Raw genomic sequence first — 26,536 nt, 5'->3', positions numbered from 1 at the left:
GGACTTCTGCCCCTACTTTCTTACAAAAAGAAACGTTGAATATCATTCCATGTTACAACGAGCATAAGTAACATGAGGAAAGAGAATCCAATAAAGTGTACAAGACTTTCTTTTTGAGGGTCGATCGGCTTGCCTCTTAATGCTTCTACCCCAATAAACAATAATCTTCCTCCATCTAGAGCAGGTAATGGCAGGAGATTAAAGATTCCTAGGTTGATGCTTAGAAAAGCAGCCCATCTCATCAATACGTACACACCTTTTGATGCCGCTTCTTCTGTATAACTATAGATCCCTACTGGTCCAGAAAAAGCATCGATCGAAAGCTGACCTGTTACGAGCTGACCTAGACCTACAAAGATCGCTTTAGAGAATTCATACGTAGATGTAAAACCAAAAGCAACTGAATCGAGGAAGTTCACCTGATATGCCGGTGCAACTCCGATTCGACCCACCGACTGATTCTCAGTCAACTCTTGTTTTTCCGGAGTTATTGAGAGAGATACTGCTTCTCCTTCACGATCCACGGTGAAACTTAGCTGGTTTTCTGCATTATCTTGAATGATCGAGGTCATTTTGTCCCAGCTCGTTATTTCAGTTCCGTTGATCTCAGTGATCACATCTCCATTCATCATACCTGCTTGCTCAGCGGGGCTTCCTTCAACAACTTCATTCACTTGATTCGTAGGTGTTCCTTGAAGCAAACCAAGTAGGAAGAAAATCACGATAGCAAGTAAAAAGTTCATGACTGGTCCAGCGAAAATAGCTAGGAAGCGATCCCAGAGAGACTTAGATCCGAATTGACGATCATATGGCGCAATCTGAAATTCAGATCCGTCCATCACATAGTGTGACTGCTCATCAAGCGGATAAACGACCGCTGGTTCATCTTCACCTTCGTACCCTTTTATAAAAAGTTTGTGTTCTAAATCGGCTTCTTCAACCGTGATTTCTTTTAAGTTCGTGTAAGCAGATTTCTGATTAATAACGATTTTTTCTATCTTGTTTTTGTTATTGAATAGCAAGCCTACGCGTTGACCGGGTTTTAATTCGATCATTTCCGGATCTTCTCCGGCCATTCGAACAAACCCACCAAGTGGCAATAGTCTTATCGTATATACCGTTTCACCTTTTTTTATCGTGAAAAGCTTCGGCCCAAATCCGATCGCGAATTCACGGCATAGAATTCCTGCACGTTTTGCAAGGAGCAAGTGACCCAGTTCATGGAAAAAGACCAGTGCTCCGAATATGATAATGATCGAAATCACAGTATTCATATCCACTTAACCACCTTTATTTAATTAATGACTGAACTCTCGATCGCGTTTCAGAATCGATCTCAAGAATTTCTTCTAGCGATGCGTTCTGAATCGAATCGTGTTGTTCTAGCGCTTTTTCAACGAGCTCTTCAATCGTCAAGAAATCGATCTTGCTCTGTAGAAATGCAGCAACTGCCGTTTCGTTCGCAGCATTCAACACCGCTGTCATTGAGCCGCCAATTCGACCAGCATCATAAGCGAGTTTCAAACTACGGAAACGCTCGAAATCTACCTTTTCAAAGTGAAGCTTACCAACTTCCCATAAGTTTAACTTTTTTGCATTTCTCATTTCAAGCCGATCAGGATAGCTAAGTGCATATTGAATCGGAATTCTCATATCCGGAGTACCTAGATGAGCCATTACGCTTCCGTCTATGTACTCGACCATCGAGTGGATGATACTCTCTTTATGAAGCAGAACGTCGATCTGATCATAAGGAGTTCCAAATAACCAATGAGCTTCGATTACTTCTAGACCTTTGTTCATCATAGTCGCAGAATCGATCGTAATTTTTGCTCCCATTGACCAGTTTGGATGATTTAGCGCATCTTCTACGCTGACACCTTGTAACTCTTTTCTTGTTTTATCTCGAAAGCTTCCTCCTGAAGCAGTAAGAATCAATCGGTCCATCTGATCGATCTTCTCTCCATTCAAACACTGAAATAGCGCAGAATGTTCGCTGTCTACAGGCAACAGAGCTGATCCGTACTTTTTGGCTGCTTCCGTCACGAGATGTCCTGCAGTGACGAGTGTTTCTTTGTTTGCAATCGCAATCGTCTTACCCTGTTCGATTGCAGACAACGTTGGAGTAAGACCAATGCTTCCAAGAACCGCATTTACGAGGACGGTTGATTCCGGATGACACGCTACTTCAAGCAATCCTTCTTCCCCATAAACGATCTTCGTTTGTCTCGAAATACTTCTTCTCAAGCTTTCTGCGTCTTCCCTTAATTGAACCGATAGCAACTTAGGTTGGAATTCATCTACGATCTCAGCAGCTTTTTCAATGTTTCTACCTACTGAAACCGCAACGAGGGAAAACAACTCAGGGTGCATTCTTATGATATCAAGAGTCTGGGTACCAATGGACCCAGAAGCTCCCAGTAAGCTGATTTTTTTCAAACGATCTGTTCCTCCAATCCATTCTGTTGATCCAGTTGCACATTTATACCAGGTGTAGCAAATGTAGAATTGGGAGTACAAAGATCAGGCTATCAAACCGGTCTAATATCCCTCCGTGTCCTGGTAAAATGCTTCCAGAGTCTTTTACGCCATAATGACGTTTAAACGCTGACTCTACCAGATCACCAATCTGTCCAAAAACTGAGGTTAATACTGAGACGATAATCACGATAGAAATTGATTCATAGACCGGATAGATCATTTGAAAAACAATTCCTACAATCAGAGCCATCCCTACTCCTCCGAGCGCACCTTCTACCGTTTTATTAGGAGATATATGCGGCCATAGCTTTTTCTTTCCTATTGCTCGACCAACAAAGTACGCACCAGAGTCCGAAGCCCATATCAAAAAGATGATAAAGAAGAGCTGGATCATGCCTTCTAAGCTTGTGTCTCCTAAATAACGCGTTGCTGTAAAATAATAAAAGCCTAATCCGACATACAGTGATGCCATCAAAATAAAAGAACTTTCATCAAAACTATATTTATTCTTTGTAAGGACCGTCATTGCTAAAAGAATGAGCAAGCCAAAAAATAATAAATCTATCTTTGTAAAAACAGAGGATGTGAGCGCAGCGATCCAATCTTCAGGCATGACTAGAATCCAAGTCCCGATAAGAGCCAGCAAACCAGGTAATGAAACGAGCGAGATCTTTTTCATCAACAATAGCTCGACCATTCCAACAGTAGCTACCAGCGTCATTAAAATAATAAAAGGCCAGTCTCCTACAATGATCATACCTAATAGTAATACGCCAAAAATCACACCAGTAATAATACGTTGCTTCATAACGCTAATGTCCTCCTACAATTAAACCCCGCCATAGCGGCGACCACGTCGCTGATACTCTTGTACAGCCTCAACAAAATGATGCTCTGTAAAGTCGGGCCATAGCACCTCTGTAAACCAGAGTTCAGTATAAGCCAGTTGCCATAGCATAAAATTGCTGAGACGAATTTCCCCGCTTGTCCGAATCAACAGGTCAGGATCTGGGTATTGGCTACTTAGAAGATAGGAGGAAATCTTTTCCTCGGATATCTCATCTTCAGACAGTATCCCCTTTTGTACGTCGCTTAATAACCGTTGCATCGCAGTCTTCATTTCATGACGACTTCCATAGTTCAATGCGAAATTCAAAATAAGTCCGGTATTGTCTTTCGTATCTTCGACTGCCTTCGAAATTGCTTTAAAGGTATGAGAAGGCAGTTGTTCACGATCCCCCATTATTCGAACTTGTACATTCTGCTCGATTAATTCTGGCAGATGACTTAGTAAAAACTGTTCAGGGAGCTTCATCAAGAAGTCTACTTCTTCTTTTGGCCGCTTCCAATTCTCGGTTGAGAAGGCGTATAGCGTTAAATAGTTAACACCGATGTCATTTGCTTTCCTGACGATTTTCTTAACTACTTTAACTCCTTCACGATGCCCAGCCACTCGTGGCAGGCCACGCTTCTTCGCCCAGCGTCCATTGCCATCCATTATGATCGCAATATGCCTTGGAATATTAGCAGATGTGTTAATGTCTAAATGTTCTTCATCTTCATTCTTTCTCATCCAGTTTGAGAACTTCCCAAGCATTGCAAATCCTCCATTGTGTCACTTACTTAACAAAAAAACCCCCTGTGGGAAAAGAGGGTCCTTTTATTATCTTATTTTACCTGTTATTGAATTAGACTTCCATGATTTCTTTTTCTTTGTCTGATGCAATGCTATCTGCTTCAGCAACGAACTTATCAGTAAGCTTTTGTACTTCGTCGGTTTTACGGCGAAGCTCATCTTCTGTGATGTCGCCATCTTTTTCCTTCTTCTTTAACTCATCGTTCGCATCACGACGGATGTTTCGGATAACGACCTTACCATCTTCAGCATACTTCTTAACGAATTTTACTAGCTCTTTACGACGCTCTTCAGTAAGAGCTGGGATCGTAATACGAATGACGTTTCCATCGTTAGAAGGAGTAAGACCAAGATCGGATTTCAAGATCGCTTTCTCGATATCACCGATCGCTGACTTATCATAAGGCTGGATAAGAAGCATACGAGCTTCAGGAACAGAGATCCCTGCAAGTTGGTTTACTGGAGTCGGAGCGCCATAGTAGTCAACTTGGATCTTGTCGAGTAAAGAAGCGTTAGCTCTTCCTGCTCTTAGAGTAGCTAGCTCTTTTCTTAAGCTAGAAATTCCGTTCTTCATACGTTCTTCAGCGTTTTTCAAGATTTCTTCTGGCATCTTAATTTCTCCCCTTTACGACTGTTCCGATTTCTTCGCCACAAACGGCGCGCTTGATGTTACCTTCTTCCATAATGGAGAAGACGACAAGTGGAATATCATTATCCATACAAAGTGAAGAAGCAGTAGAATCCATTACTGCAAGACCTTCTTTAAGTACATCGAGATATGATAGAGTTTCATACTTTTTCGCTGTTGCGTCAACAGTTGGATCTGCTGAGTACACACCATCTACATTGTTTTTCGCCATTAAAATCACGTCAGCCTCAATTTCAGCTGCTCGTAGTGCCGCAGTTGTATCTGTAGAGAAGTAAGGGTTCCCTGTACCTGCTGCAAAGATCACAACGCGTTTTTTCTCAAGATGGCGAATTGCTTTACGACGAATATAAGGTTCTGCTACCTCTTTCATCTCGATCGACGTTTGGACTCTCGTTTCAACGCCCAACGTCTCAAGGCTATCTTGCATCGCTAGAGAATTCATCACTGTTGCAAGCATTCCCATATAATCTGCAGTAGCGCGGTCCATGCCCATCTCGCTACCAACTTTACCACGCCAGATATTGCCACCGCCAACGACGACTGCAACTTCTACACCCATCTCATGGATCTCTTTGATTTGGGATGCAATCGACTGAACGATGGAAGGTGATATACCAAGTCCTTCTCCACCTGATAATGCTTCACCGCTTAATTTTAACACAACGCGTTCATACTTGGCTCCGCTCATATTAACCCTCCAGCATGTTTATTCTATCCTTTTTCTTGAAAAATAGGGAACACATCGTGTTCCCTACCTGTATTACTTCTTCACTTGAGACATAACTTCTTCAGCGAAGTTATCTTCGCGTTTTTCCATGCCTTCTCCAACTTCATAGCGGATGAATCCTTTTACAGAACCACCTTTAGATTCAACATACTTGCCAACCTTTTGGTCAGTATCTTTAACGAATGCTTGGTCAACTAGAGAAATTTCTTCGAAGAACTTGCCAAGACGGCCTTCTACCATCTTCTCAACGATCTTTTCAGGCTTTCCTTCGTTAAGAGCTTGTTGTTTTAGTACTTCACGCTCACGCTCAACTTCTTCAGCTGGGATCTCATCACGAGAAACGAAACGAGGGTTAACAGCTGCAGCGTGCATAGCAACGTCTTTTGCAACTTCTTCGTCAGTTGTTCCTTCTAGAAGAGTCAATACGCCGATGCGTCCACCCATGTGTAGGTAAGAACCGAATGCGTCAGCATCTGTTTTCTCAACGATTTGGAAGCGACGTAGAGAAATCTTTTCACCAATCTTAGCGATTGCATTGTTCAAGAATTCTGAAACAGTTTGTCCGTTTTCCATCTTGCTTTCAAGAGCTGCTTCTACAGACTCAGGGTTCGTCTTAAGAAGGTGAGTAGCGATGTCGTTGATCAACACTTTGAAGTTATCGTTCTTCGCAACGAAGTCAGTTTCAGAGTTGATTTCAGCGATTACTGCTTTGTTACCTTCAACTGCGATAGCTGCAAGACCTTCTGCTGCCACGCGATCAGCTTTCTTAGCTGCTTTAGAGATACCTTTCTCACGTAGCCAGTCGATTGCCTTGTCCATGTCACCGTCGTTTTCAGTTAGTGCCTTTTTGCAATCCATCATACCTGCGCCAGTTTGGTCGCGCAATTCTTTTACCATTTTAGCTGTTACTGCCATTAGAAATTCCTCCTTGGATTATGATATGTAAACATACTCTGTTGGTTAAAAAAAGGTGATAAAGGGGTAGAGTTCCCCTTTATCACCCCTTTGTGTTCTTATACAGATGTTTCTTCAGTTTCAACTGCTTCAGCTTCTGCCTCTTCTTCTTCTACTTTGCTAACTTCGATAACAGCGTCAGCCATTTTAGCAGTAAGAAGTTTAACAGCGCGGATCGCGTCGTCGTTACCAGGGATCACATAATCTACTTCATCAGGATCACAGTTAGTATCAACGATTGCAACGATCGGAATGTTAAGCTTACGCGCTTCCGCAATTGCAATACGCTCTTTACGAGGGTCGATAACAAACAATGCGTCCGGAATACCGTTCATATCCTTGATACCACCAAGGAATCTTTCTAGACGGTCCATTTCCTTCTTAAGAAGAATAACTTCTTTCTTAGGAAGTACATCGAACGTACCATCTTCTTGCATCTTTTCAAGACTCTTAAGACGGTTGATACGCTTTTGAATTGTTTCAAAGTTCGTAAGCGTTCCACCCAACCAACGTTGGTTGATGTAGTATTGACCAGCACGGATCGCTTCATCCTTAACAGATTCTTGCGCCTGCTTTTTCGTTCCTACGAAAAGAACTTTACCGCCGTCTTGAGCGATTTCACGTACAAAGTTGAATGCTTCTTCAACTTTCTTCACTGTTTTTTGAAGATCGATAATGTAGATACCGTTTCTTTCAGTGAAGATGTAAGGTTTCATTTTTGGGTTCCAACGACGAGTTTGGTGTCCGAAGTGTACCCCAGCTTCTAGAAGCTGTTTCATAGAGATAACTGCCATGATAAATCCTCCTAATGGTTTTTTAGCCTCCGCTTGCATCGCTTTCGGGAAAAACTGCGAACGCAGCACCATTTCCCAAATCAACAAGCGTGTGTGTTTAACACCGTTGATTAATATACCATATTGTTTTCTCTGCCGCAAGTTAGAAATCTAAAATTCCGCTTATGACCTAGTAAGTTCTTACTAATAAGCTCTATAAATACGAATGGTGAGGTTTTCACAAAGAAAAAAACTGCCGAGAAATCTCGGCAGTCGGTACATTCACGTAATTCTATTGCGTCTTAAGTTTTGATAATTCAACGAGGAATTTATCATTAAGAACTTTAATATACGTTCCTTTCATACCTAGAGAACGAGATTCAATTACACCAGCACTTTCAAGCTTTCTAAGTGCGTTAACGATAACAGAACGCGTGATGCCTACTCTATCAGCAATTTTACTAGCAACTAGCAAACCTTCGTTACCTTCTAGTTCTTCGAAGATATGCTCGATCGCTTCGAGTTCACTATAAGATAGCGACGAAATCGCCATTTGAACGACCGCTTTGTTTCTAGCTTCTTCTTCAATTTCTTCTGCTTTCTCATGCAGAATCTCCATACCTACAACTGTAGCACCATATTCTGCAAGTAGAAGGTCGTCGTTAGAGAACGAATCGCTTAGACGAGAAAGAATCAGTGTTCCAAGACGCTCTCCTCCACCAACGATCGGTACGATCGTAGTTAAGCCTTTTTCAAATAGGTCACGGTTTTCAACTGGAAAAGCAGTGTACTCACTCGTAATATCAAGGTTAGAAGATGTTTCATTAATGTTAAATAGATTCTGAGTGTACTCCTCAGGGAATTGTCTTTCAGAGAACATTTTCTTCATGCGCTCATTTTCGATCTCCTGGTTAATCGCGATTCCTAACAGCTTTCCTCTACGGCTAACCACATATACGTTAGCAAGAATCACGTCACGAAGCGTTTCTGCCATGTCTGTGAAATTTACCGGTCCTTCTGATTTCTGTAGCATTCCATTAATCTTTCTTGTTTTCTCAAGTAAGTTCATCTTTTTGTCCTCCTGCATGTGTTATAAGATATATTGACTTAAGTCACGATTCTTAGCTATAGTCGCTAATTTTTCATCAACGTATTCTGGTGTGATCGTAATACTTTCCAAATTGATATCGGGCGCTTCGAAAGATAGATCTTCTAATAGTTTCTCGAGAATCGTGTGAAGTCTTCTAGCTCCGATATTATCTGTGTCCTGATTTACGTCTGCTGCAATTGTTGCAATTTTATAAATAGCATCGTCAGAAAATTCAACTTTAATACCTTCAGTTTCCAATAATGCTGTGTATTGCTTCACAAGTGCATTATCAGGTTCTGTTAAAATTCGTTTAAAGTCATCGACTGTCAAGCTCGATAACTCAACACGAATTGGGAACCTTCCCTGTAATTCTGGTATAAGGTCTGATGGTTTAGCCATATGGAAAGCACCAGCCGCAACGAATAAGATATGATCGGTTTTTACTGGACCATATTTCGTTGTTACCGTTGAACCCTCAACGATTGGTAGGATGTCACGCTGGACCCCTTCGCGTGAAACATCGGCGGATTGTTGACTCTTACCAGCTACCTTATCAATTTCATCAATAAAAATGATACCCGTTTGTTCTGTCTTCGAAACAGCATCCTGGGATACTTCATCCATATCGATTAACTTAGCAGCTTCATCCTGAGTCAAGACCTTCCTTGCTTCAGCTACGGAAAGCTTTCGCTTCTTTTTCTTCTTTGGCATGATGTTTCCTAGCATATCTTGCATGTTCATTCCCATTTGCTCCATGCCGGAACCTTGGAACATATCCATCATCGATTGATTCTGCTCTTCTACTTCAACCGTAATCATTCTGTCCTCTAATTCACCAAGCGCTAGCTGATGCGCGATCTGTCTTCTCTTCGTAGCAATTGTTTGGTCTTCAGAAGTCTGTTGATCACTCGTGTCATCTTGCCCTTGATTACCAAAGAACATTTCGAGTGGGTTTTTGTACTGAGATTGTTTTTTTGCAGAAGGTACGAGCAGCTCAACGATTCGTTTGTTTGCATTTTCCTCTGCTTTATCTTTTACCTGATCCATCCGCTCTTCCTTCACGATACGGATCGAGGTTTCAACGAGATCTCTTACCATCGATTCTACATCTCTACCTACATACCCTACTTCAGTAAACTTCGTTGCTTCAACTTTAATAAATGGCGCATTAACAAGCTTCGCAAGGCGTCTAGCTATCTCGGTCTTACCAACACCAGTAGGTCCGATCATCAAGATGTTTTTCGGATTCACTTCATCTCTTAACTTATCGCTCAAAAGGCCTCTGCGGTATCGATTTCTTAGCGCTACAGCTACGGCTTTCTTAGCATCGTTTTGACCTACAATATATTGGTCGAGTTTTTCTACGATTTGGCGAGGTGTTAACGGATTAGACATATGATCGCCTCCAAGGTTACAAAATTTATCTTATAAGGATTCTACGATTATCTGATCATTTGTATAAACACAAATTTCTGCAGCAATCTGCATCGAAGCTTTTGCAATTTCTTCAGCGCTTTTCCCTTCACTATATCGCTTCAGCGCCCTTCCTGCTGAGAGAGCATAATTGGACCCAGAACCGATTGAGAGAATGCCATCGTCAGGCTCGATCACTTCACCCGTTCCTGAGATGAGCAGCAACTGTTCCTTGTTCATTACGATTAGCATTGCTTCAAGTTTTCGTAACACACGGTCGCTTCTCCATTCTTTCGCAAGTTCGACCGCTGCTCTCTGGAGGTTACCTCCAAATTCTTCGAGCTTTCCTTCAAACTTTTCAAAAAGAGTAAACGCATCGGCCACAGAACCAGCAAAGCCTGCCACGACTTTCCCATGGAAAAGTCTTCTTACTTTTTTTGCAGTATGCTTCATAACAACTGCATTTCCGAACGTTACTTGGCCGTCGCCAGCCATTGCACATCCTCCATTATGTTGAATTGCAAATATAGTGGTTGCGTGAAAGTCTCCCATAAGTTCCTCCTCCCGAGCATTCAAGCTCTTGGATGATGGTTCATATATATATTTCGCAATCGATCGCCTGTCACATGGGTGTAGATTTGCGTCGTTGAAAGGTTCGCATGGCCTAACAGCTCTTGAACAGACCGAAGATCAGCCCCTTCATTCAACAGGTGAGTTGCAAAGGTATGCCTCATGACATGTGGACTGATATGTACATGCATCGAAGCTTCTTCAACAATACGATTTAAAATCGTTCTGACGCCACGAGCCGTTAACCTTGCACCTCGAAAGTTTAAGAAAAGAGCTCTCGTAGAGTCTTTGTCTTTCGGAATAAGCTGCCTTCTTCCATCGTCCATGTAATTTTTAATTGCATCGATTGCAAAACTCCCGATCGGGACATACCGCTCTTTACGACCTTTTCCAATTACAAAGATCGTTCCGATAGAAAAATCGATATCTTCTATATCAAGTGCTACACATTCACTCACACGAATGCCACAGCCATAAAGAACTTCGAGTAACGCTTTATCTCGCTGACCAAGTGCAGTCGTTACATCCGGAGCATCGAAGAGCTTATCTAACTCCTGTGTGTACAAAAACTGCGGAAGTCGCTTCTCTTGTTTAAGAAGTGAACTCATCGTAAACGGATTAACCTCTAAAACTTCCTCTCTTAAAAGAAAACGATAAAGGCTACGTAACGTTGATATTTTCCTAGCAGCCGTTTTTCTTGCAAATCCTTGCTCATGCAATTGAGTTAGGTAAATCCTAACATCTGCATAAGAAACAGCAGCAAAGACATCGAGAGTCTGCTGCTTCATGAAGTTCTGAAAATGTTCGATATCCTGCAAATAACTAGAGATCGTATGAGGTGAACAGTTCTTTTCAATCTGCAAATACTCTGAGAAAGACTGAACAAGCCTCTTTTGATTATTATCCATCCTTTATCACCTCAAAAGGCTTCTAAATCGTATCACAATTTAGAAGCCTAAGCAATAGAAATTTACAATATTTTTTTAAAATTCTGAATTGTTTCCAATGCGCGATTAGCGATCGCTTCATTGCGTTCTTTTTTGTTCTTAATCCTGTTCTCTAACGGTGGAAAAAGACCAAAATTAGCGTTCATCGGTTGGAAGTTGTCCGGGTTCGCAGTAGTGATATAGTTAGCTAAGCTTCCTAGAGCCGTTTGCTCAGGGAACACCACTGTTTCTTCTCCGTCCATCAACCTCGCAGCGTTAAACCCTGCAATGAGTCCTGCAGCTGCAGATTCTACATAACCTTCTACTCCAGTCATCTGACCAGCGAAGAATAAATCATCTCGATCTCTATACTGATAAGTTGGCTTCAGTAGATTCGGTGAGTTGATAAACGTGTTTCGGTGCATAACACCATAGCGTACGATATCAGCATTCTCTAGACCAGGAATCATTCGGATCACTTCTTTTTGAGGTCCCCACTTCAGATGAGTTTGAAAACCAACGATGTTATAAAGTGTCCCTGAGGAATTATCCTGTCGCAGCTGCACTACTGCGTATGGGCGCTTTCCTGTTTTAGGATCTTCAAGTCCAACTGGCTTGAGTGGACCGAACGTCATCGTTTTCTTCCCTCTTTGTGCCATGACTTCGATCGGCATACACCCTTCGAAAAAGATTTCTTTTTCAAATTCTTTCAAAGGTACCGTTTCTGCTGAAATGAGAGCTTCATAGAAACGGTTGAACTCTTCTTCAGTCATCGGACAGTTTAAATAAGCAGCCTCACCTTTATCATAACGAGACTTCTTGTACACTTTATCCATGTCGATGCTCTCCGTTTCGATTATCGGAGCTGCTGCATCATAGAAATACAAGTACTCTTCACCCGTTAGTGCTTTAAGCTGATCTGATAGATCTTTTGAAGTGAGTGGTCCAGTTGCAATAATTGCAGGACCTTCTGGAATCGTTGTGAATTCATCAGAAAAAACCGTTACGTTTGGATGTCCTTTCACATATTCCGTTACTTTCGCTGCAAATTCATGTCGGTCGACAGCTAATGCACCACCAGCAGGTACTGCACACTCATCCGCTGCTTTGATGATGACAGAATCCATCTCACGCATTTCTTCTTTCAAGACACCAACGGCATTCGTTAATGTATTTGCACGAAGTGAGTTACTGCAAACGAGCTCAGCGAACTTATCCGTATGGTGAGCAGGCGTTTGCTTCTTTGGTCTCATCTCATAAAGATGTACGTTGATTCCTCGCTTGGCTAGCTGCCAGGCCGCTTCACTTCCAGCGAGCCCAGCACCAATCACCGTAACGTGATTACTCATTTCAAAAACCCCTTACTAGTTTTCTTCTTCAACGAAATCACAGTTCACACACTTGATTTCTTTTTTCTTCTTCGTTTTCTTTTCGACAAGCATGTCTCCACATTTCGGGCATGGACGCTTGATCGGCTTATCCCAAGAAAGGAAGTCGCATTCAGGAAAACGGTCGCACCCATAGAATAGACGATTCTTTTTGCTTTTTCGTTCTACGATGTTTCCTTCCTTACATTTCGGACAGTCGACACCGATCTCTTTCAAGATTGGTTTCGTGTTTCGGCAATCTGGGAAATTAGAGCACGCCATGAATTTTCCGTAGCGCCCCATTTTGATAACCATCGGCGATCCGCATTTTTCGCAGTCCTCACCGGCTGGCTCATCTTTTATCTCAACTTCCTTCATTTCCTCTTCTGCGACTTTCAATCGCTTATCGAAGTTCTGATAAAATTCATCGATTACAGAAATCCATTCTGCCCCTCCATCCTCAACTTTGTCAAGGTCATTTTCAAGAGCAGCTGTAAATTCGATGTTAATAATGTCTTCGAAGAACTCCAGAATGAGCTCTAGCACAATTTCACCTAGCTCAGTTGGAACGAATTTACGATCTTCTAACGCAACGTAGCCTCTTCTTTGAATCGTATCGAGAGTTGGTGCGTATGTTGAAGGTCTTCCTATACCTAGCTCTTCCATCGTTTTTACGAGTCGTGCCTCGGAATAACGTGGAGGTGGTTGAGTGAAGTGCTGAGTAGGATCAATTTCCGTCGTAGCTACATCCATCCCCTCTTCTAAATCAGGAAGCATCTTATCTTCTTCTTTTTTGTTATCGTCGTTCCCTTCTACATACACCTTCATAAAGCCTTTGAACTTTACTTTGGATCCTGTAGCTCGGAACGTAGCGCCATTATTATCGAGATCGACGCTCATCGTGTCCATGATCGCAGGAGCCATTTGGCTCGCGACGAAACGCTCCCAAATCAATCGGTATAAACGAAGTTGGTCGCGCTTTAAATAGGCTTTCATTTCAGTTGGATTTCTCATCACAGAAGTAGGTCTTACAGCTTCGTGTGCATCTTGAGATTTACCAGATTGTTTCTTGGAAGGTTTTTTAGTCGATAAGTACTCTTGACCATACTTACCTTCGATGTATTCACTCGCTTCTGCTTTAGCAGTTTCAGAAATTCTCGTAGAATCCGTTCTCATATACGTGATTAAACCAACGGTACCCTGTTTCCCTAACTCGATTCCTTCGTATAACTGCTGAGCGAGCATCATCGTCTTCTTTGCTCTAAAGTTAAGCTTTCTCGCAGCTTCCTGTTGAAGGGATGACGTCGTGAACGGTTGTGCAGGGTTTCGCTTCCGTTCCTTCTTTTGAACGGACTGTATACGGAACTGATCCCCTTCGATTCGATTCAATATGTTATCAACATCTTCACGGGATGAAAGGTCTGTTTTCTTTCCTTCTATACCGTAGAATCCAGCTTCAAACTGTTCGCCGTCTTTCTCAAAAGCAGCTTTAATCTTCCAATATTCTTCAGCCTGGAAGTTTTGTATTTCCTTTTCTCTTTCCACGATCAACCGAACCGCTACCGTTTGAACTCTTCCTGCGCTCAATCCTTTTTTCACTTTCTTCCAAAGTAAAGGACTGATATTGTAACCAACGAGTCGGTCCAATACTCTTCGTGCTTGTTGAGCATCTACTAAGTCCATGTTGATTGCTCGAGGTCGTTTAAACGCATCTTTTACTGCATCTTTCGTAATTTCATTAAATACTACTCTGCATTCTTTGTCTTCATGAATTTTCAAGCTATGTGCTAAATGCCATGCAATCGCTTCCCCTTCGCGATCGGGGTCGGCCGCTAGATAAACTTTCTTCGCCTTCTTCGCAGCATCTTTAATTTCTTTAAGCACAGGCCCTTTCCCGCGTATTGTTATATATTTAGGAGCATAGTTGTTTTCTACATCAACGCCCATCTGACTTCTGGGTAAGTCGATCACGTGACCCATCGATGCTTTCACCTTATACTTCTTTCCTAAATATTTTTCAATTGTTTTTGCTTTAGCGGGAGATTCAACAATAACTAGATAATCTGCCACAGTAAGTTTCCTCCCCCCATTGAGGTAATTTTAAAATCTTCACCATTATTAAATATTCAAAACTCTTTTGTCAAATAGTGCTAGCTACTTTTTCTTGAAATTCACTGTATTCAGCCAGTATATCTTCACCTTTTAATATAAGTTTTGCTCCCTGCTGAATCAATCGATTCGTACCTTCAGAATGCACGTCTGTCAATCTTCCAGGCAAACAGAAGACGTCGCGTCCCTGGTCGATGGCCTGGTCTGCTGTTATAAGAGAGCCACTTTTCTTTTTCGCTTCGACAACGAGAGTACCTTTTGATAAGCCGCTGATGATGCGGTTTCTCTCCGGGAACTGTTTTCGTTCTGGAAAACGGTGAGGAGGATACTCGGATAAAAGCAATCCTTCCTTCGCAATCGTTGCAGCAAGCTCTATGTTTTCTTTAGGATAAATATGTTTGAAACCAGAACCTAGTACTGCTATCGTTCCTGACTGGAGTGCAAGACGATGGGCGAGTGTATCGATCCCCCGTGCTAGTCCACTCACCACTGTCACATTATGTTGAATGATCGGTTTTAAGACGATCTTCATCGTATCTTTAGCATGTGGTGAAGGGTGTCTCGTCCCCACTACACTTAAGCTAGGAGTATTCAAAAGTTGAACCTTCCCCATACAGTAAACAACCCATGGTGCATCATAAATATGCTTTAGACTTTCTGGGTATGCTTCATCGAACCGTGTGATCACTTTCATTTCTCTAATCCCATTCGTTTTCCAGGGTTTCGTTACATGCAGGTCCTGGTGAAACCGTGATGCGGACTGAAAATCAAGGTTAAAGTTCATTAAGTCAACAGCAGACATATCATATATGCTTTGAAGCGTGGGGTCAAATGTTAACAGTGATCGAATAACGTTCCAATTTGCGCCTTCACAGTGATGTAGTTGGATCAATCGGCTTCTCAATGTCCTCACTACAATTCTCTCCAATCAAGGAATCTTTCATTTTTTTATGTATAAGAGAAATAGCTCCCGACCGGGAGCTATTGCCTTTACGCTTTATGTGTTGTGCATTTCTCTAGTAAGTCTTTTTCCTTCAAAACGGAAATCAGTGTATCACCCATTACGGCAGGGGTAGGAGCAACTTTAATGCCCGCTGATTCCATCGTTTTGATCTTCTCTTCAGCAGTACCCTTACCGCCAGAAATGATCGCACCAGCATGGCCCATGCGCTTCCCTGGAGGTGCCGTTTGACCACCGATAAAGCCAACAACAGGCTTCGTCATGTTTGCTTTGACCCACTCTGCTGCTTCTTCTTCAGCTGTACCACCGATTTCACCGATCATGATAACTGCATACGTATCTTCATCTTCATTGAATGCTTTCAATACATCGATAAAGTTCGTACCGTTAACCGGGTCACCACCGATACCTACTGCAGTAGATTGTCCGATACCTTGTTCAGATAGTTGATGTACAGCTTCATACGTCAACGTACCAGAGCGGGAGACAACACCGACGTGACCTTTTTTGTGGATGTATCCAGGCATGATACCGATCTTGCACTCGTCAGGAGTGATGACCCCTGGACAGTTTGGTCCTACAAGACGGGTTTTCTTCCCTTCCATATAACGACTAACTTTTACCATATCGATTACAGGAATACCTTCAGTAATACAGATCGCAATATCGAGTTCAGCGTCGACAGCTTCCATGATCGCATCAGCTGCAAATGCAGGTGGAACATAGATTACTGACGCTGTAGCACCTGTTGATTTAACAGCTTGCTCAACCGTGTTGAAAACCGGAACGCCTTCGATTTCTGTTCCGCCTTTTCCAGGTGTCACTCCGCCGACAATCTTAGTACCATACTCTAGCATTTGCTGTGTATGAAATAATCCAACTGAACCGGTGATACCTTGAACGATAACTTTTGTATCTTTATTAATGTAAACGCTCATTCCTAGTCCCGCCTTTCTACTTAACTAATGAAACAATTTTTTCTGCGCCGTCAGCCATTGATTCTGCAGCTGTAATATTTAATCCTGAGTCTTTAAGGATTTGCTTTCCTAGATCTACGTTTGTACCTTCAAGTCGAACCACAAGTGGAATTTCAAGACCTACTTGTTTTGTTGCTTCGACTACACCTTCAGCGATTACGTCACACTTCATGATTCCACCAAAGATGTTTACATAGATACCTTTAACATTTTGATCTGAAAGGATGATCTTGAACGCCTCAGTAACTTTCTCAGCTGTAGCACCGCCCCCAACGTCAAGGAAGTTAGCAGGGTCGCCTCCATAGTGCTTGATAATATCCATCGTAGACATAGCAAGACCTGCGCCATTGACCATACAACCGATATTTCCTTCTAATGCAATATAGCTGAGCTCGTATTTTGAAGCCTCAATTTCCTTCGTATCTTCTTCATCAAGATCACGTAGCTCAAGGATATCCTTATGACGATAAAGCGCATTTGGATCAAAGTTAAGCTTCGCATCTAGCGCCATCACGTTACCATCACCAGTAGTTACTAGTGGATTGATCTCAGCGATGGAAGCATCTTTTTCAATAAAGGCTTTGTAAAGACCAAGCATAAACTTCACTGTCTTATTTACCATTTCTTTAGGGATATTAATGTTAAACGCTAGTCTTCTAGCTTGATAGCCTTGAAGACCAACTGCAGGATCGATTACTTCTTTGAAGATTTTCTCTGGCGTTTTTTCAGCCACTTCTTCAATTTCAGTACCGCCTTCTTCAGAAGCCATCATTACGACGCGAGATGTCGCACGATCGACTACTAGACCTACATAGTATTCGTTTTTAATGTCGCAACCTTCTTCGATAAGTAAGCGCTTTACTTCCTTACCTTCAGGACCCGTTTGATGAGTAACGAGTGTTTTACCGAGGATCTCCTCAGCATATGTACGTACTTCGTCGAGGTTCTTTGCAATCTTAACCCCACCGGCTTTGCCTCGACCACCAGCATGGATTTGAGCTTTCACTACATAAACGTCGCTCTCTAGTTGTTTAGCAACGTCCACCGCTTCTTTTGCGGAGTAAGCAACTTGTCCATTTGGGACTGAGACCCCATAACTTCTTAGGACTTCTTTTCCCTGATACTCATGGATATTCATTCTCTTGTCCTCCTATCCTACTCAATCAAGTCATTGACGACGTTTTCATTGTATAGAAAATTCCCACCGCTTGTCTACCCTTTTACTAAAAGTACCTTTTCTTTACATTACTTAAGTTGGATGGGTGGTCTTCCTTAAGCCTTTCACATAGCCTTTCTTTAGCAGTTTAGTGCGTTCAAAACAAAAGGCTCCTTTCTTAAACTTTGTTGCTATAAGAGGAGTGGTTAACTTGCGCTCTAGCGGGGTCTCACCTGTTCCGCAAGTCCTGTAGGAGTCGAGCACCCCTCCAATCAACTAAGTGTGGGTCTCTATAGCAAAATCTTCAAAAGCAACCGTCTTTTAGAAAAAACCAAACAAAAACTGCCGAGGCGTCCTCAGCAGTAACTATTTTTATCTTCGATCTTCTTGTTCTTTTTCACCTGGAGATTTTTTCTCCTGCTCCCGCTTTTGATGATCCGTTACAGATAGATCCCTTGCTGCAGCAGGAGTATAGACACCAAACTCCTCACCAGCTTCTTCATAATAAGGGTCATTTTTTTCTGGATGCAATCGATCGTTCACTTGGCTCTTCTCCTTCTAAGTAGAATAACCATAGTATCATCAATTTACAGTGATTCATGCATCAAAGCATACCTAAACGTTCTCTCACAGGAGCAAACGTCTTACGATGTTCATTTGTGACGCCATAACGGTCTAATGCAGTCAGATGCTCTTTCGTTCCATAACCAACGTGTCTTTCGAAGCCATACTGAGGATACCGTACCGCCAGCTTCTCCATCATGCGGTCTCGCGTAACTTTTGCAACGATCGAAGCAGCAGCGATGCTTATACTTCTAGCATCTCCTTTGATTAACGATTCTTGTTGGATTGATAGCGGAAGCTCCATCGCGTCCACTAGTAAGAAGTCAGGGGAAACCGATAGCGCATGGACTGCTTTCTGCATTGCTTTTTTTGTTGCGTGGTAGATGTTGAGTTCGTCTATTTCCTCAGGGGTCATGACTCCTATCCCAACAGAGACAGAGTTTTCAAGTATCGCTTCGTATAGTTCTTCAAGCTTTGCTGTAGAAAGCTTCTTCGAGTCCTGAAGGCCATAGATTGGCTTCTCACCATCTAATATGACCGCAGAAGCCACTACAGGCCCCGCTAATGGCCCTCTTCCTACTTCATCGACTCCTGCTATAGTCGTAAACCCAGATGCGCTGTATCGCTCTTCAAACACGCTCATCTCTTTATGTAATTCTTTAACTTTTTCGATTTGCTCCTTTTTTCTCTGTTCTTTCGCTAAAAGTTCTTTCACACCTTTTCTGTCATCAGATTGAAATTCAGCCCAGTCTTCCTCTGAGTACTTCTTTTCTAAAATCATCTTTTTGATTTCGCTGATTGTTTTTTTGGAATTGCCCACACATTTCCCTCTTTCTTTATTTGAAAAATAATAAAAAAGGCAAGGCAATGCCTTACCTTTCCTCCTCTGGCGTCTCAAGAGTCAGATCGCCAAGCTTACCACTTCTAAGTTCTCTAAGTACTGTTTCAGCAGTTTTATCGTAATCGATCCAACCACCGCCTAATAAGAACCCACGTTTTTTACCGATTTCATCAAATAATTCAACGATATCTTCTGGAATATCATCTAACTTATAACGATCCATCAGTCTGTTGGGATAATGTTCGCCTAGAAATTTCAGAGTGAAGACTGCGACATCTTGAAAATCCAAAATTTCGTCTTTGATCGCACCGGTTGCAGCAAGCTTATAACCGGTTTTTTGATCTTCAAACTTCGGCCATAGAATTCCTGGCGTATCGAGTAGATCCATTTCTTTGCCTACTTTGATCCATTGCTGTTTCTTAGTGATGCCTGGACGATCGCCCGTTTTCGCAATCTTCTTTCCCGCGAGCTTATTGATCAGAGTAGATTTCCCTACGTTAGGAATACCAAGAATGAGCGCCCGAACAGCACGCGGCTTCATCCCCTTCTCTACCATACGATCGAGCTTTTCGCTAACAAGCTCTCTCGCTGCAGCAGGAATCGATTTCACGCCCTTACCCGTGTGAGAGTCGATCGGCAGAGCTTTGTGCCCCTGACGCTGGAAATACTCCTTCCATTCTGCTGTTTTCTGATCGTCAGCCATATCAGATTTATTTAACAGGATTAGCCTCGGTTTAGAAGAAACGATCTCGTCGATCATTGGATTTCGAGAAGAAAGTGGAATTCTAGCATCCACAAGTTCAATTACAACATCGATCATTTTTAGTTTTTCAGTTATCTCCCGACGGGCTTTGGCCATGTGACCAGGGAACCATTGAATCGTCATGCAATCTCCACCTATTCCATTACTTGAATATCTGTTAGAGGCCAAAACACGATGTTCGCCTCTCCAATCACTTTATCTTTAGAAACAAAGCCGATCGAACGGCTATCTTTACTATGTTGTCGATTATCCCCCATAACGAACAGGTGCCCCTCTGGTACAGTCGTTTCACCTGTTAAACCGATGAGGTCAAAATCATATGTCAAATTACCCGAGAGTAAATCGTTCTTTGCTGTATCTAGATACGGTTCCTCCACAAGTTGACCGTTCACATACAGGTTATCATCTTTATATTCGATTTTATCACCTGGTAATCCGATGATGCGCTTAATGTAATCTCTTCCTTCTACAGCCTCGAAAACAACGATATCGAAGCGCTCTGGCTCACCAATATTATAACTTATCTTATTTACAATCATTCGATCACGATCATGAAGTGTCGGCATCATGCTTTCACCATCTACGACGATAGGTGCAAATATGAAATAACGAACAGCTCCAGCAAGTATAAAAGCGATCACTAATGCTTTTATCCAATCCCAAGAATCTTTTTTCTCTCCTGTTTTTTCACTGCTCATGTTCGTTCTCCTCCTATGATGGATAGTTCCGGAATCATTAATTCCCTTTAATACCCTCTCACAAACCTATGCACAGTTCATTTTACCATAGCAAATAGGACACCGATATCCTATAGAATAGAAAAAAGGAGCCTGACAGCGCAAGCTCCTTTTTCATAGATACCATTATTATCGAATTTCTTTAATACGAGCGGCTTTACCACGAAGTGCACGCAAGTAGTATAGCTTAGCACGGCGAACTTTACCGCGACGAACTACCTCAAGCTTAGCAACTTTTGGTGAATGTACAGGGAATGTACGCTCAACTCCAGTTCCGTAAGAAATCTTACGTACTGTGAACGTTTCGCTAATTCCGCCACCACGTCGTTTAATCACAACACCTTCGAATACCTGAATACGCTCACGAGTGCCTTCGACAACTTTAACGTGAACTTTCACAGTATCCCCTGGTCGGAAATTCGGAAGATCCGACTTAAGCTGTTCTTTTGTGATTTCCTGGATTAACTTGTGCATCAAGTAACCCTCCTTCCACACAGATGCTCTTATAAATAATGGTGCATTACAGCGGAACATCGTAATTCATGACTAATGCCACAAAAAATATCATAGCATAGCAGGTATTAGATTACAAGGGAGAATCAATCAGATTCTTCTTTTATTTCGTTAAGGATTTTCTGCTCTTCTTTCGAAAGCTCCTTAGACTCTAATAAGTCTGGTCTTCTTGTCCAGGTTCGTCTGAGTGATTCCTTTAAACGCCACTTTTCGATCGCAGCGTGGTTTCCCGACAGAAGCACGTCAGGCACAGCATGCCCTTCGTACGATGATGGTCGTGTATAATGAGGATGCTCAAGAAGCCCGCTACTGAATGAGTCCATTGGTGCTGAGCTCTTATTACCTAACACCCCAGGCAGCAACCTCGTCACACTGTCAATGACGACCATGCTCGCAAGTTCTCCGCCGGTCAAAACAAAATCTCCGATCGAGATTTCATCTGTAATGAGGTGCTCTCGAATCCTTTCGTCATAACCCTCATAATGACCACACACGAAGATAAGGTGGTCTTCAGCTGCCAATTCTTCAGCTTTCGACTGTGTAAACCTTTCTCCCTGTGGACACATCAATATAACGCGAGGTTTTTTTGAAGGATCCGCGAGTGATGAGACAGCATCGAACACGGGCTGTGGCGTTAAGACCATACCAGCACCACCACCATAAGGGTAATCGTCTACATTCTTATGCTTATTGGTACTGTACTCTCTGAAATTCGTCACTTGATAAGAAACCGCACCACTTTCCTGCGCACGCTTTAAGATCGAGTGATTAAACACACCTGTAAACATCTCAGGGAACAACGATAGTACATCGATCTTCATGCTAATCACGAAGTCCTTCCATTAAATGAACGATCACTTCACCCTTCGATAAGTCTACGCTTTTGACTACCTGACTGATGTAAGGAAGCAGCAAATCCTTTCCTCCGCTAGCTTGTTGTACAACCCAGACATCGTTCGCACCTGGAGAAAGAATCTCTTTCACCTTACCAAGGTATTCTCCTTCGTCTGAGTGAACTTCAAGACCAATGATGTCACGATAATAAAATTCGTCTGCTTCTAACGTACCAAGCTGTTCCTCTTTAATTTTAAGAATTCCCTCTTTCATATGCTCGACCTCATTTAAGGAATGTAACCCTTCAAACGTAAGCAGATCGAACTGCTTATGTTTTCGATGAGAACGAACAACCAACTGAATCGGCTCTTTGTTTTCTTTAAACAAAAAGAGTTTATTCCCTTCAGCGTAGCGTTCTTCAGGGAAGTCAGTCCTAGAAATGACTCTTACCTCACCTCGAACACCATGTGTATTCACTATTTTCCCAACGTTTAACCATTGTGTCATGATGTAATTCCTTTCGTTTGAACTATGGGGTTATGCTTTGCACAATCCCATCTTTAATAATGATTTTACCTTTTTGTTCAGCAGCTTTCCACTCATCCCCCACTTCAATACTTTGGATGGCATCCACTTCCCCTTCATGAAGTTCGCTTTCTGGTGGAAGCTGCTCGATTTGTTCAATCTTATATTCAAGAATCGATATTTGCTCATTTCGAGAATGCAATTCCTTCTCGAATTGCTCACTGATCCACTCTTTATCAGAGGGCCGTTTCTTCTGCAACCGTTTCTTTTCAAATTGAAGTTGTTCTCGTTCTTGATCGAGGATCGCAATCTCTTGATCCCACTTATCTATATAAAAAGCTCGACTAGATTCTGTCAACAGCTGCTTCACTTCATACTTCTTTATGATATTCATTTCGGTTTACCTCCATGGTATAGAGGGATTTGGTAGCAACTCAATATAAGTTAACTATGTAAACATTCACGTCCCTTAAAACAACAAAAAAGAGGAGTACGACTCCCCTTATACGATTTCTAACTGTACACGCGTGCCTGATTGCACTGCTGCTGCATTCATTACTGTTCGGATGGATTTAGCTACCTTACCATTCTTTCCAATCACTTTGCCAGTATCGTTCGTATGAACATGGAGTTTATAAGTGACTTCCTTGCTTCCAGGTAGTTCTTCAACCATTACCTCATCAGGATAATCGACAAGGGCTTTTACGATCGTTTCAACGAGTTCCTTCATTTATTACCCCACCTTTTTAGATGATGGAAAAAAATACACCAAAGGAGGCTTTACGATAAAGCCTCCCCCACGGTGTCATGTTACTTTTGGTTTTTTGCGTTGTGTAGCTTTTCCATAAGACCTTCTTTAGAGAAAAGGTTACGGACTGTATCGGAAGGCTTAGCGCCTTTTAGCATCCAATCAAGAGCTTTTTCCTCGTTAATTTTAACGTCAACAGGATTAGCAACCGGATTATAAGTTCCGATTTCCTCGATGAAACGTCCGTCACGAGGAGCACGAGAATCTGCAACAACTACGCGGTAATAAGGGTTTCTTTTAGCACCCATACGTTTTAGACGAATTTTAACTGCCATGTGTTTCACCTCCAAAAAATACTCACATAAATAAATATAATATCATAAATTGTCACTCTTGTAAAGAGGAAATTTATTTCGTTTTTATTGCATGAATGGGAAGTTCATGCCCTTGCCTTTTTTCTTGCCACCTTTAGACATGTTGGTCATCTGTTTCATCATTTTCTTCATCTCATCAAATTGTTTTAAGAGACGATTGACGTCTTGTACAGATGTTCCACTGCCTGTAGCAATCCTTTTCTTGCGGCTCGCATTGATCACATCAGGCTGCTCTTTTTCAAGAGTGGTCATCGATTGAATGATCGCTTCAACTCGACCGATTTGTTTTTCATCAACGCTGACGTTTTTCATCGCCTTCTTGTTCATCCCAGGAATCATATCCATCAATTCATCAAGAGGGCCCATGCTGCGAACCTGTCCAAGTTGATCAAGAAAATCATCGAACGTAAAGCTCATCGTTCTCATTTTCTTCTCGAGCTCTTTTGCTTTGTCTTCATCCACTGAAGTTTGTGCTTTTTCAATTAGAGAGAGCACATCTCCCATCCCTAATATACGGGACGCCATCCTTTCTGGATGAAATGGTTCGAGCGCATCAAGCTTTTCACCCATACCAGCAAACTTGATCGGTTTGTCAGTGACTGACTTGATCGAAAGTGCAGCCCCTCCGCGAGTATCACCATCAAGCTTTGTTAGAACAACACCAGTAATATCTAGTGCATCGTTAAAGTTTTCGGCTACGTTCACAGCGTCTTGTCCAGTCATTGCGTCTACTACTAAGAAGATTTCATCAGGTGTTACTGCTTCTTTTACGTCCTTCAGTTCTTGCATAAGGTCTTCATCGATATGAAGACGACCGGCCGTATCGATCAGTACGTAATCTAAATGCTCTTCTTTAGCTTTTTCGATCGCTTTCGTGGCGATTTCGACAGGGCTTACCTGATCTCCCATCGAGAATACAGGCATGCTGAGCTGTTTACCTAGGGTTTCTAGCTGATTGATCGCTGCTGGACGATAGATATCTGCCGCAACGAGTAAAGGTTTTCGATTGTGCTTCTTTCGTAAATGGTTCGCAAGCTTCCCGACAGTTGTCGTTTTACCCGCACCCTGTAGACCAGCCATCATAATAACAGTTGGCGGACGGTTTGATACTGCGATCTTGCTTTGCTCTCCGCCCATAAGTGCAGTCAGCTCTTCATTAACTACTTTAATGACTTGCTGACCCGGCGTCAGGCTCTTCATTACTTCCTGCCCTACAGCCCTCTCCTTAACTTTATTAATGAACTGCTTCACGACTTTAAAGTTAACATCCGCTTCAAGTAGAGCTAACCTTACTTCACGCATCATCTCTTTGACGTCTGCTTCAGTAACTTTCCCTTTGCCGCGAATTTTCTGCAGGGTGCCTTGCAGTCGGTCGGCTAAACCTTCAAATGCCATGTTTGCCGCCTCCTAATCGAGTTTTTCGAGAGATTTAATCAATGTTAGAGCTTTCGAGTTTGAATCCTCTTGCTTGAGCACTTCAGTAAGCTCTTCAAACAACTCTTGACGCTTGTTGTATCTCTCGAATAGCAATAGTTTTGCTTCGTATTCTTCTATCATTTGTTCCGTTCGCTTAATGTTATCATAGACAGCCTGACGGCTAACTTGAAATTCTTCTGCGATCTCACCAAGGGAGTAGTCATCCAAATAATACAATGCCATGTAATTCCTTTGTTTCGGAGTTAAGAGCGACTGGTAAAAGTCGAATAACGCATTCATACGCATTGTTTTTTCGAGCAATGGTAGCACCCCCTCGTGTTAAGGCAATCACCTTTACGTTAAATATACTACTATGCGTAAAATCATTTGTCAAGATTTTTTCTTAACACAATCTTTTCGTGTTTTACTCTTCTTTTTCAACGTCTTCTTCGATGATCGATGAGAAGAGTCCATAAACGAACGTATCAGCGTCAAACTCCTGTAAATCATCCATTTGCTCACCGAGTCCAACTAGCTTAACAGGGATATCTAGCTCATGTCGAATGGCTAAAACGATACCGCCTTTTGCAGTTCCATCGAGTTTCGTCAGAGCGATTCCTGAAACATCAGTCGATTGACTGAACTGCTTCGCCTGGCTCATCGCATTCTGACCAGTCGTCGCATCGAGAACGAGAATGACTTCATGTGGCGCATTCGGGATTTCCCTTTGAATCACGCGCTTCACTTTTTCAAGTTCGTTCATCAAGTTCACTTTGTTCTGAAGACGTCCAGCCGTATCACAAAGCAGGATGTCTGCTTTTCTGGACTTAGCTGATTGTACCGCATCGAACACGACTGCTGCAGGATCAGAACCTGCCTGATGCTTCACGACATCGACTCCTACCCGCTCGCCCCACACATCTAACTGTTCGATGGCTCCAGCTCTAAACGTGTCACCAGCCGCTAGGAGAACCTTCTTGTTCTCTTTCTTAAACTTGTGAGCAAGCTTCCCGATCGTAGTGGTTTTACCTACACCGTTAACGCCAACGAACAAGAAGACCGTTAATTCGTCTTCTTGAATGTTCAACGAATTATCTTCTTCTTTATGAAGCAATTCAGCAAGCTTTTCAGAAATGACGCTTTGAAGTGCTTCTGTGTCCTTAATGTTTCTAGCTCTCGCTTCATCTTTCAATACATCGATAAGGTCCATTACTGTCGCAACACCCACGTCAGCGCTGATCAATAATTCTTCTAGCTCTTCGAAAAATTCCTCATCAACTTTAAGATAGTTCTTTACAAGGTCGTTCATTTTTGTAGAAAACGATGTTCGTGTTTTCTCGAGTCCATCTCTAAATTTCTCAGTCACATTATCCGATTGCGTTGTAAACTTGTCTTTTAGCTTTTTGAAAAAGCTCATTGAAATCCCCCCAAA

30 protein-coding genes are annotated in these 26,536 nt (G+C 42.3%); all 30 read right to left on the bottom strand.

What is annotated here, in order from left to right; genetic code table 11:
* Positions 1–20: 20 nt before the first annotated feature.
* The 30 genes from rseP to ftsY all read right to left on the bottom strand — a co-directional run bounded on the left by rseP (position 21) and on the right by ftsY (position 26,521).
* Positions 21–1,274 (bottom strand): RIP metalloprotease RseP, encoded by a 1,254-nt coding sequence (gene rseP / locus PFZ69_RS15030; protein WP_270181865.1) that lies wholly within the window; start codon positions 1,272–1,274, stop codon positions 21–23.
* 16 nt (positions 1,275–1,290) lie between these two features.
* Positions 1,291–2,439: a 1-deoxy-D-xylulose-5-phosphate reductoisomerase gene (locus PFZ69_RS15025; protein ID WP_270181864.1), complete on the bottom strand. Its 1,149-nt coding sequence runs from the start codon at positions 2,437–2,439 to the stop codon at positions 1,291–1,293.
* A gap of 43 nt (positions 2,440–2,482) precedes the next feature.
* A complete protein-coding gene (locus PFZ69_RS15020) occupies positions 2,483–3,289 on the bottom strand; it encodes a phosphatidate cytidylyltransferase (protein ID WP_270181863.1) in 807 nt (268 codons plus the stop codon).
* A gap of 21 nt (positions 3,290–3,310) precedes the next feature.
* Positions 3,311–4,078, bottom strand: coding sequence for an isoprenyl transferase (locus PFZ69_RS15015; protein ID WP_442865170.1), 768 nt, complete (start codon positions 4,076–4,078; stop codon positions 3,311–3,313).
* A gap of 91 nt (positions 4,079–4,169) precedes the next feature.
* Positions 4,170–4,691: a ribosome recycling factor gene (gene frr / locus PFZ69_RS15010; protein WP_442865188.1), complete on the bottom strand. Its 522-nt coding sequence runs from the start codon at positions 4,689–4,691 to the stop codon at positions 4,170–4,172.
* Positions 4,692–4,728: 37 nt separating this feature from the next.
* Positions 4,729–5,454: a UMP kinase gene (gene pyrH, locus PFZ69_RS15005; protein WP_270181861.1), complete on the bottom strand. Its 726-nt coding sequence runs from the start codon at positions 5,452–5,454 to the stop codon at positions 4,729–4,731.
* Between the two features lie 72 nt (positions 5,455–5,526).
* On the bottom strand, positions 5,527–6,408 hold the full coding sequence (tsf, locus tag PFZ69_RS15000; RefSeq protein WP_270181860.1) for a translation elongation factor Ts: 882 nt from the start codon (positions 6,406–6,408) through the stop codon (positions 5,527–5,529).
* 98 nt (positions 6,409–6,506) lie between these two features.
* On the bottom strand, positions 6,507–7,241 hold the full coding sequence (gene rpsB, locus PFZ69_RS14995; RefSeq protein ID WP_224882129.1) for a 30S ribosomal protein S2: 735 nt from the start codon (positions 7,239–7,241) through the stop codon (positions 6,507–6,509).
* Positions 7,242–7,512: 271 nt separating this feature from the next.
* Positions 7,513–8,289 carry a GTP-sensing pleiotropic transcriptional regulator CodY gene (gene codY, locus PFZ69_RS14990; protein ID WP_224882127.1) on the bottom strand — a complete coding sequence of 259 codons (777 nt, stop codon included), beginning with the start codon at positions 8,287–8,289 and terminating at the stop codon, positions 7,513–7,515.
* A 21-nt stretch (positions 8,290–8,310) separates the two neighbouring features.
* A complete protein-coding gene (hslU, locus tag PFZ69_RS14985) occupies positions 8,311–9,705 on the bottom strand; it encodes an HslU--HslV peptidase ATPase subunit (protein WP_270181859.1) in 1,395 nt (464 codons plus the stop codon).
* 30 nt (positions 9,706–9,735) lie between these two features.
* Positions 9,736–10,275 (bottom strand): ATP-dependent protease subunit HslV, encoded by a 540-nt coding sequence (gene hslV, locus PFZ69_RS14980; protein WP_270181858.1) that lies wholly within the window; start codon positions 10,273–10,275, stop codon positions 9,736–9,738.
* A gap of 20 nt (positions 10,276–10,295) precedes the next feature.
* On the bottom strand, positions 10,296–11,201 hold the full coding sequence (gene xerC, locus PFZ69_RS14975) for a tyrosine recombinase XerC (RefSeq protein WP_270181857.1): 906 nt from the start codon (positions 11,199–11,201) through the stop codon (positions 10,296–10,298).
* A gap of 62 nt (positions 11,202–11,263) precedes the next feature.
* Positions 11,264–12,568, bottom strand: coding sequence for an FADH(2)-oxidizing methylenetetrahydrofolate--tRNA-(uracil(54)-C(5))-methyltransferase TrmFO (gene trmFO, locus PFZ69_RS14970; protein ID WP_270181856.1), 1,305 nt, complete (start codon positions 12,566–12,568; stop codon positions 11,264–11,266).
* A 15-nt stretch (positions 12,569–12,583) separates the two neighbouring features.
* The gene (gene topA, locus PFZ69_RS14965; RefSeq protein WP_270181855.1) at positions 12,584–14,656 is read right to left on the bottom strand and encodes a type I DNA topoisomerase; all 2,073 of its coding nucleotides are present in this window, start codon (positions 14,654–14,656) and stop codon (positions 12,584–12,586) included.
* 70 nt (positions 14,657–14,726) lie between these two features.
* On the bottom strand, positions 14,727–15,608 hold the full coding sequence (gene dprA / locus PFZ69_RS14960) for a DNA-processing protein DprA (RefSeq protein ID WP_270181854.1): 882 nt from the start codon (positions 15,606–15,608) through the stop codon (positions 14,727–14,729).
* Positions 15,609–15,685: 77 nt separating this feature from the next.
* Positions 15,686–16,594 (bottom strand): succinate--CoA ligase subunit alpha, encoded by a 909-nt coding sequence (sucD, locus tag PFZ69_RS14955; protein WP_270181853.1) that lies wholly within the window; start codon positions 16,592–16,594, stop codon positions 15,686–15,688.
* Positions 16,595–16,610: 16 nt separating this feature from the next.
* The gene (gene sucC / locus PFZ69_RS14950) at positions 16,611–17,771 is read right to left on the bottom strand and encodes an ADP-forming succinate--CoA ligase subunit beta (RefSeq protein ID WP_270181852.1); all 1,161 of its coding nucleotides are present in this window, start codon (positions 17,769–17,771) and stop codon (positions 16,611–16,613) included.
* 390 nt (positions 17,772–18,161) lie between these two features.
* Positions 18,162–18,332: a hypothetical protein gene (locus PFZ69_RS14945; RefSeq protein WP_270181851.1), complete on the bottom strand. Its 171-nt coding sequence runs from the start codon at positions 18,330–18,332 to the stop codon at positions 18,162–18,164.
* Positions 18,333–18,393: 61 nt separating this feature from the next.
* Entirely contained in the window at positions 18,394–19,173 is a 780-nt protein-coding gene (locus PFZ69_RS14940) for a ribonuclease HII (protein ID WP_270181850.1), read from the bottom strand.
* Between the two features lie 52 nt (positions 19,174–19,225).
* The gene (gene ylqF / locus PFZ69_RS14935) at positions 19,226–20,080 is read right to left on the bottom strand and encodes a ribosome biogenesis GTPase YlqF (RefSeq protein WP_270181849.1); all 855 of its coding nucleotides are present in this window, start codon (positions 20,078–20,080) and stop codon (positions 19,226–19,228) included.
* A gap of 11 nt (positions 20,081–20,091) precedes the next feature.
* Positions 20,092–20,655, bottom strand: coding sequence for a signal peptidase I (gene lepB / locus PFZ69_RS14930; protein WP_270181848.1), 564 nt, complete (start codon positions 20,653–20,655; stop codon positions 20,092–20,094).
* A 168-nt stretch (positions 20,656–20,823) separates the two neighbouring features.
* Complete coding sequence (rplS, locus tag PFZ69_RS14925) at positions 20,824–21,168, bottom strand: 50S ribosomal protein L19 (protein ID WP_224882090.1); 345 nt, start codon at positions 21,166–21,168, stop codon at positions 20,824–20,826.
* Positions 21,169–21,293: 125 nt separating this feature from the next.
* A complete protein-coding gene (gene trmD, locus PFZ69_RS14920) occupies positions 21,294–22,028 on the bottom strand; it encodes a tRNA (guanosine(37)-N1)-methyltransferase TrmD (RefSeq protein ID WP_270182065.1) in 735 nt (244 codons plus the stop codon).
* Between the two features lies 1 nt (position 22,029).
* Complete coding sequence (gene rimM / locus PFZ69_RS14915; protein WP_270182064.1) at positions 22,030–22,551, bottom strand: ribosome maturation factor RimM; 522 nt, start codon at positions 22,549–22,551, stop codon at positions 22,030–22,032.
* 19 nt (positions 22,552–22,570) lie between these two features.
* Positions 22,571–22,960, bottom strand: coding sequence for a YlqD family protein (locus PFZ69_RS14910; protein WP_270181847.1), 390 nt, complete (start codon positions 22,958–22,960; stop codon positions 22,571–22,573).
* 108 nt (positions 22,961–23,068) lie between these two features.
* A complete protein-coding gene (locus PFZ69_RS14905) occupies positions 23,069–23,296 on the bottom strand; it encodes a KH domain-containing protein (RefSeq protein ID WP_270181846.1) in 228 nt (75 codons plus the stop codon).
* Positions 23,297–23,376: 80 nt separating this feature from the next.
* The gene (rpsP, locus tag PFZ69_RS14900) at positions 23,377–23,649 is read right to left on the bottom strand and encodes a 30S ribosomal protein S16 (protein WP_270181845.1); all 273 of its coding nucleotides are present in this window, start codon (positions 23,647–23,649) and stop codon (positions 23,377–23,379) included.
* A gap of 84 nt (positions 23,650–23,733) precedes the next feature.
* Positions 23,734–25,083 carry a signal recognition particle protein gene (ffh, locus tag PFZ69_RS14895; protein WP_270181844.1) on the bottom strand — a complete coding sequence of 450 codons (1,350 nt, stop codon included), beginning with the start codon at positions 25,081–25,083 and terminating at the stop codon, positions 23,734–23,736.
* A gap of 12 nt (positions 25,084–25,095) precedes the next feature.
* Entirely contained in the window at positions 25,096–25,410 is a 315-nt protein-coding gene (locus PFZ69_RS14890) for a putative DNA-binding protein (protein WP_270182063.1), read from the bottom strand.
* Between the two features lie 118 nt (positions 25,411–25,528).
* Positions 25,529–26,521, bottom strand: coding sequence for a signal recognition particle-docking protein FtsY (gene ftsY / locus PFZ69_RS14885; protein ID WP_270181843.1), 993 nt, complete (start codon positions 26,519–26,521; stop codon positions 25,529–25,531).
* Positions 26,522–26,536: the final 15 nt, after the last annotated feature.

This window comes from Alkalihalobacillus sp. CinArs1, from assembly GCF_947387515.1.
Lineage (GTDB): Bacteria > Bacillota > Bacilli > Bacillales > Guptibacillaceae > Guptibacillus.
The sequence above is the reverse complement of the archived record's forward strand: the minus strand, read 5'-3'. Positions and strand labels throughout refer to the sequence as shown.

What these genes read in the sequence shown, in the direction of transcription:
- rseP (WP_270181865.1), bottom strand. Translation starts at nt 1,274, where the DNA reads ATGAATACTGTGATTTCGATCATTATCATATTCGGAGCACTGGTCTTT.
- PFZ69_RS15020 (WP_270181863.1), bottom strand. Translation starts at nt 3,289, where the DNA reads ATGAAGCAACGTATTATTACTGGTGTGATTTTTGGCGTATTACTATTA.
- PFZ69_RS15015 (WP_442865170.1), bottom strand. Translation starts at nt 4,078, where the DNA reads ATGCTTGGGAAGTTCTCAAACTGGATGAGAAAGAATGAAGATGAAGAA.
- frr (WP_442865188.1), bottom strand. Translation starts at nt 4,691, where the DNA reads ATGAAGAACGGAATTTCTAGCTTAAGAAAAGAGCTAGCTACTCTAAGA.
- pyrH (WP_270181861.1), bottom strand. Translation starts at nt 5,454, where the DNA reads ATGAGCGGAGCCAAGTATGAACGCGTTGTGTTAAAATTAAGCGGTGAA.
- tsf (WP_270181860.1), bottom strand. Translation starts at nt 6,408, where the DNA reads ATGGCAGTAACAGCTAAAATGGTAAAAGAATTGCGCGACCAAACTGGC.
- rpsB (WP_224882129.1), bottom strand. Translation starts at nt 7,241, where the DNA reads ATGGCAGTTATCTCTATGAAACAGCTTCTAGAAGCTGGGGTACACTTC.
- codY (WP_224882127.1), bottom strand. Translation starts at nt 8,289, where the DNA reads ATGAACTTACTTGAGAAAACAAGAAAGATTAATGGAATGCTACAGAAA.
- hslU (WP_270181859.1), bottom strand. Translation starts at nt 9,705, where the DNA reads ATGTCTAATCCGTTAACACCTCGCCAAATCGTAGAAAAACTCGACCAA.
- hslV (WP_270181858.1), bottom strand. Translation starts at nt 10,275, where the DNA reads ATGGGAGACTTTCACGCAACCACTATATTTGCAATTCAACATAATGGA.
- xerC (WP_270181857.1), bottom strand. Translation starts at nt 11,201, where the DNA reads ATGGATAATAATCAAAAGAGGCTTGTTCAGTCTTTCTCAGAGTATTTG.
- trmFO (WP_270181856.1), bottom strand. Translation starts at nt 12,568, where the DNA reads ATGAGTAATCACGTTACGGTGATTGGTGCTGGGCTCGCTGGAAGTGAA.
- sucD (WP_270181853.1), bottom strand. Translation starts at nt 16,594, where the DNA reads ATGAGCGTTTACATTAATAAAGATACAAAAGTTATCGTTCAAGGTATC.
- sucC (WP_270181852.1), bottom strand. Translation starts at nt 17,771, where the DNA reads ATGAATATCCATGAGTATCAGGGAAAAGAAGTCCTAAGAAGTTATGGG.
- ylqF (WP_270181849.1), bottom strand. Translation starts at nt 20,080, where the DNA reads ATGACGATTCAATGGTTCCCTGGTCACATGGCCAAAGCCCGTCGGGAG.
- lepB (WP_270181848.1), bottom strand. Translation starts at nt 20,655, where the DNA reads ATGAGCAGTGAAAAAACAGGAGAGAAAAAAGATTCTTGGGATTGGATA.
- rplS (WP_224882090.1), bottom strand. Translation starts at nt 21,168, where the DNA reads ATGCACAAGTTAATCCAGGAAATCACAAAAGAACAGCTTAAGTCGGAT.
- trmD (WP_270182065.1), bottom strand. Translation starts at nt 22,028, where the DNA reads ATGAAGATCGATGTACTATCGTTGTTCCCTGAGATGTTTACAGGTGTG.
- PFZ69_RS14910 (WP_270181847.1), bottom strand. Translation starts at nt 22,960, where the DNA reads ATGAATATCATAAAGAAGTATGAAGTGAAGCAGCTGTTGACAGAATCT.
- PFZ69_RS14905 (WP_270181846.1), bottom strand. Translation starts at nt 23,296, where the DNA reads ATGAAGGAACTCGTTGAAACGATCGTAAAAGCCCTTGTCGATTATCCT.
- rpsP (WP_270181845.1), bottom strand. Translation starts at nt 23,649, where the DNA reads ATGGCAGTTAAAATTCGTCTAAAACGTATGGGTGCTAAAAGAAACCCT.
- ffh (WP_270181844.1), bottom strand. Translation starts at nt 25,083, where the DNA reads ATGGCATTTGAAGGTTTAGCCGACCGACTGCAAGGCACCCTGCAGAAA.
- PFZ69_RS14890 (WP_270182063.1), bottom strand. Translation starts at nt 25,410, where the DNA reads ATGCGTATGAATGCGTTATTCGACTTTTACCAGTCGCTCTTAACTCCG.
- ftsY (WP_270181843.1), bottom strand. Translation starts at nt 26,521, where the DNA reads ATGAGCTTTTTCAAAAAGCTAAAAGACAAGTTTACAACGCAATCGGAT.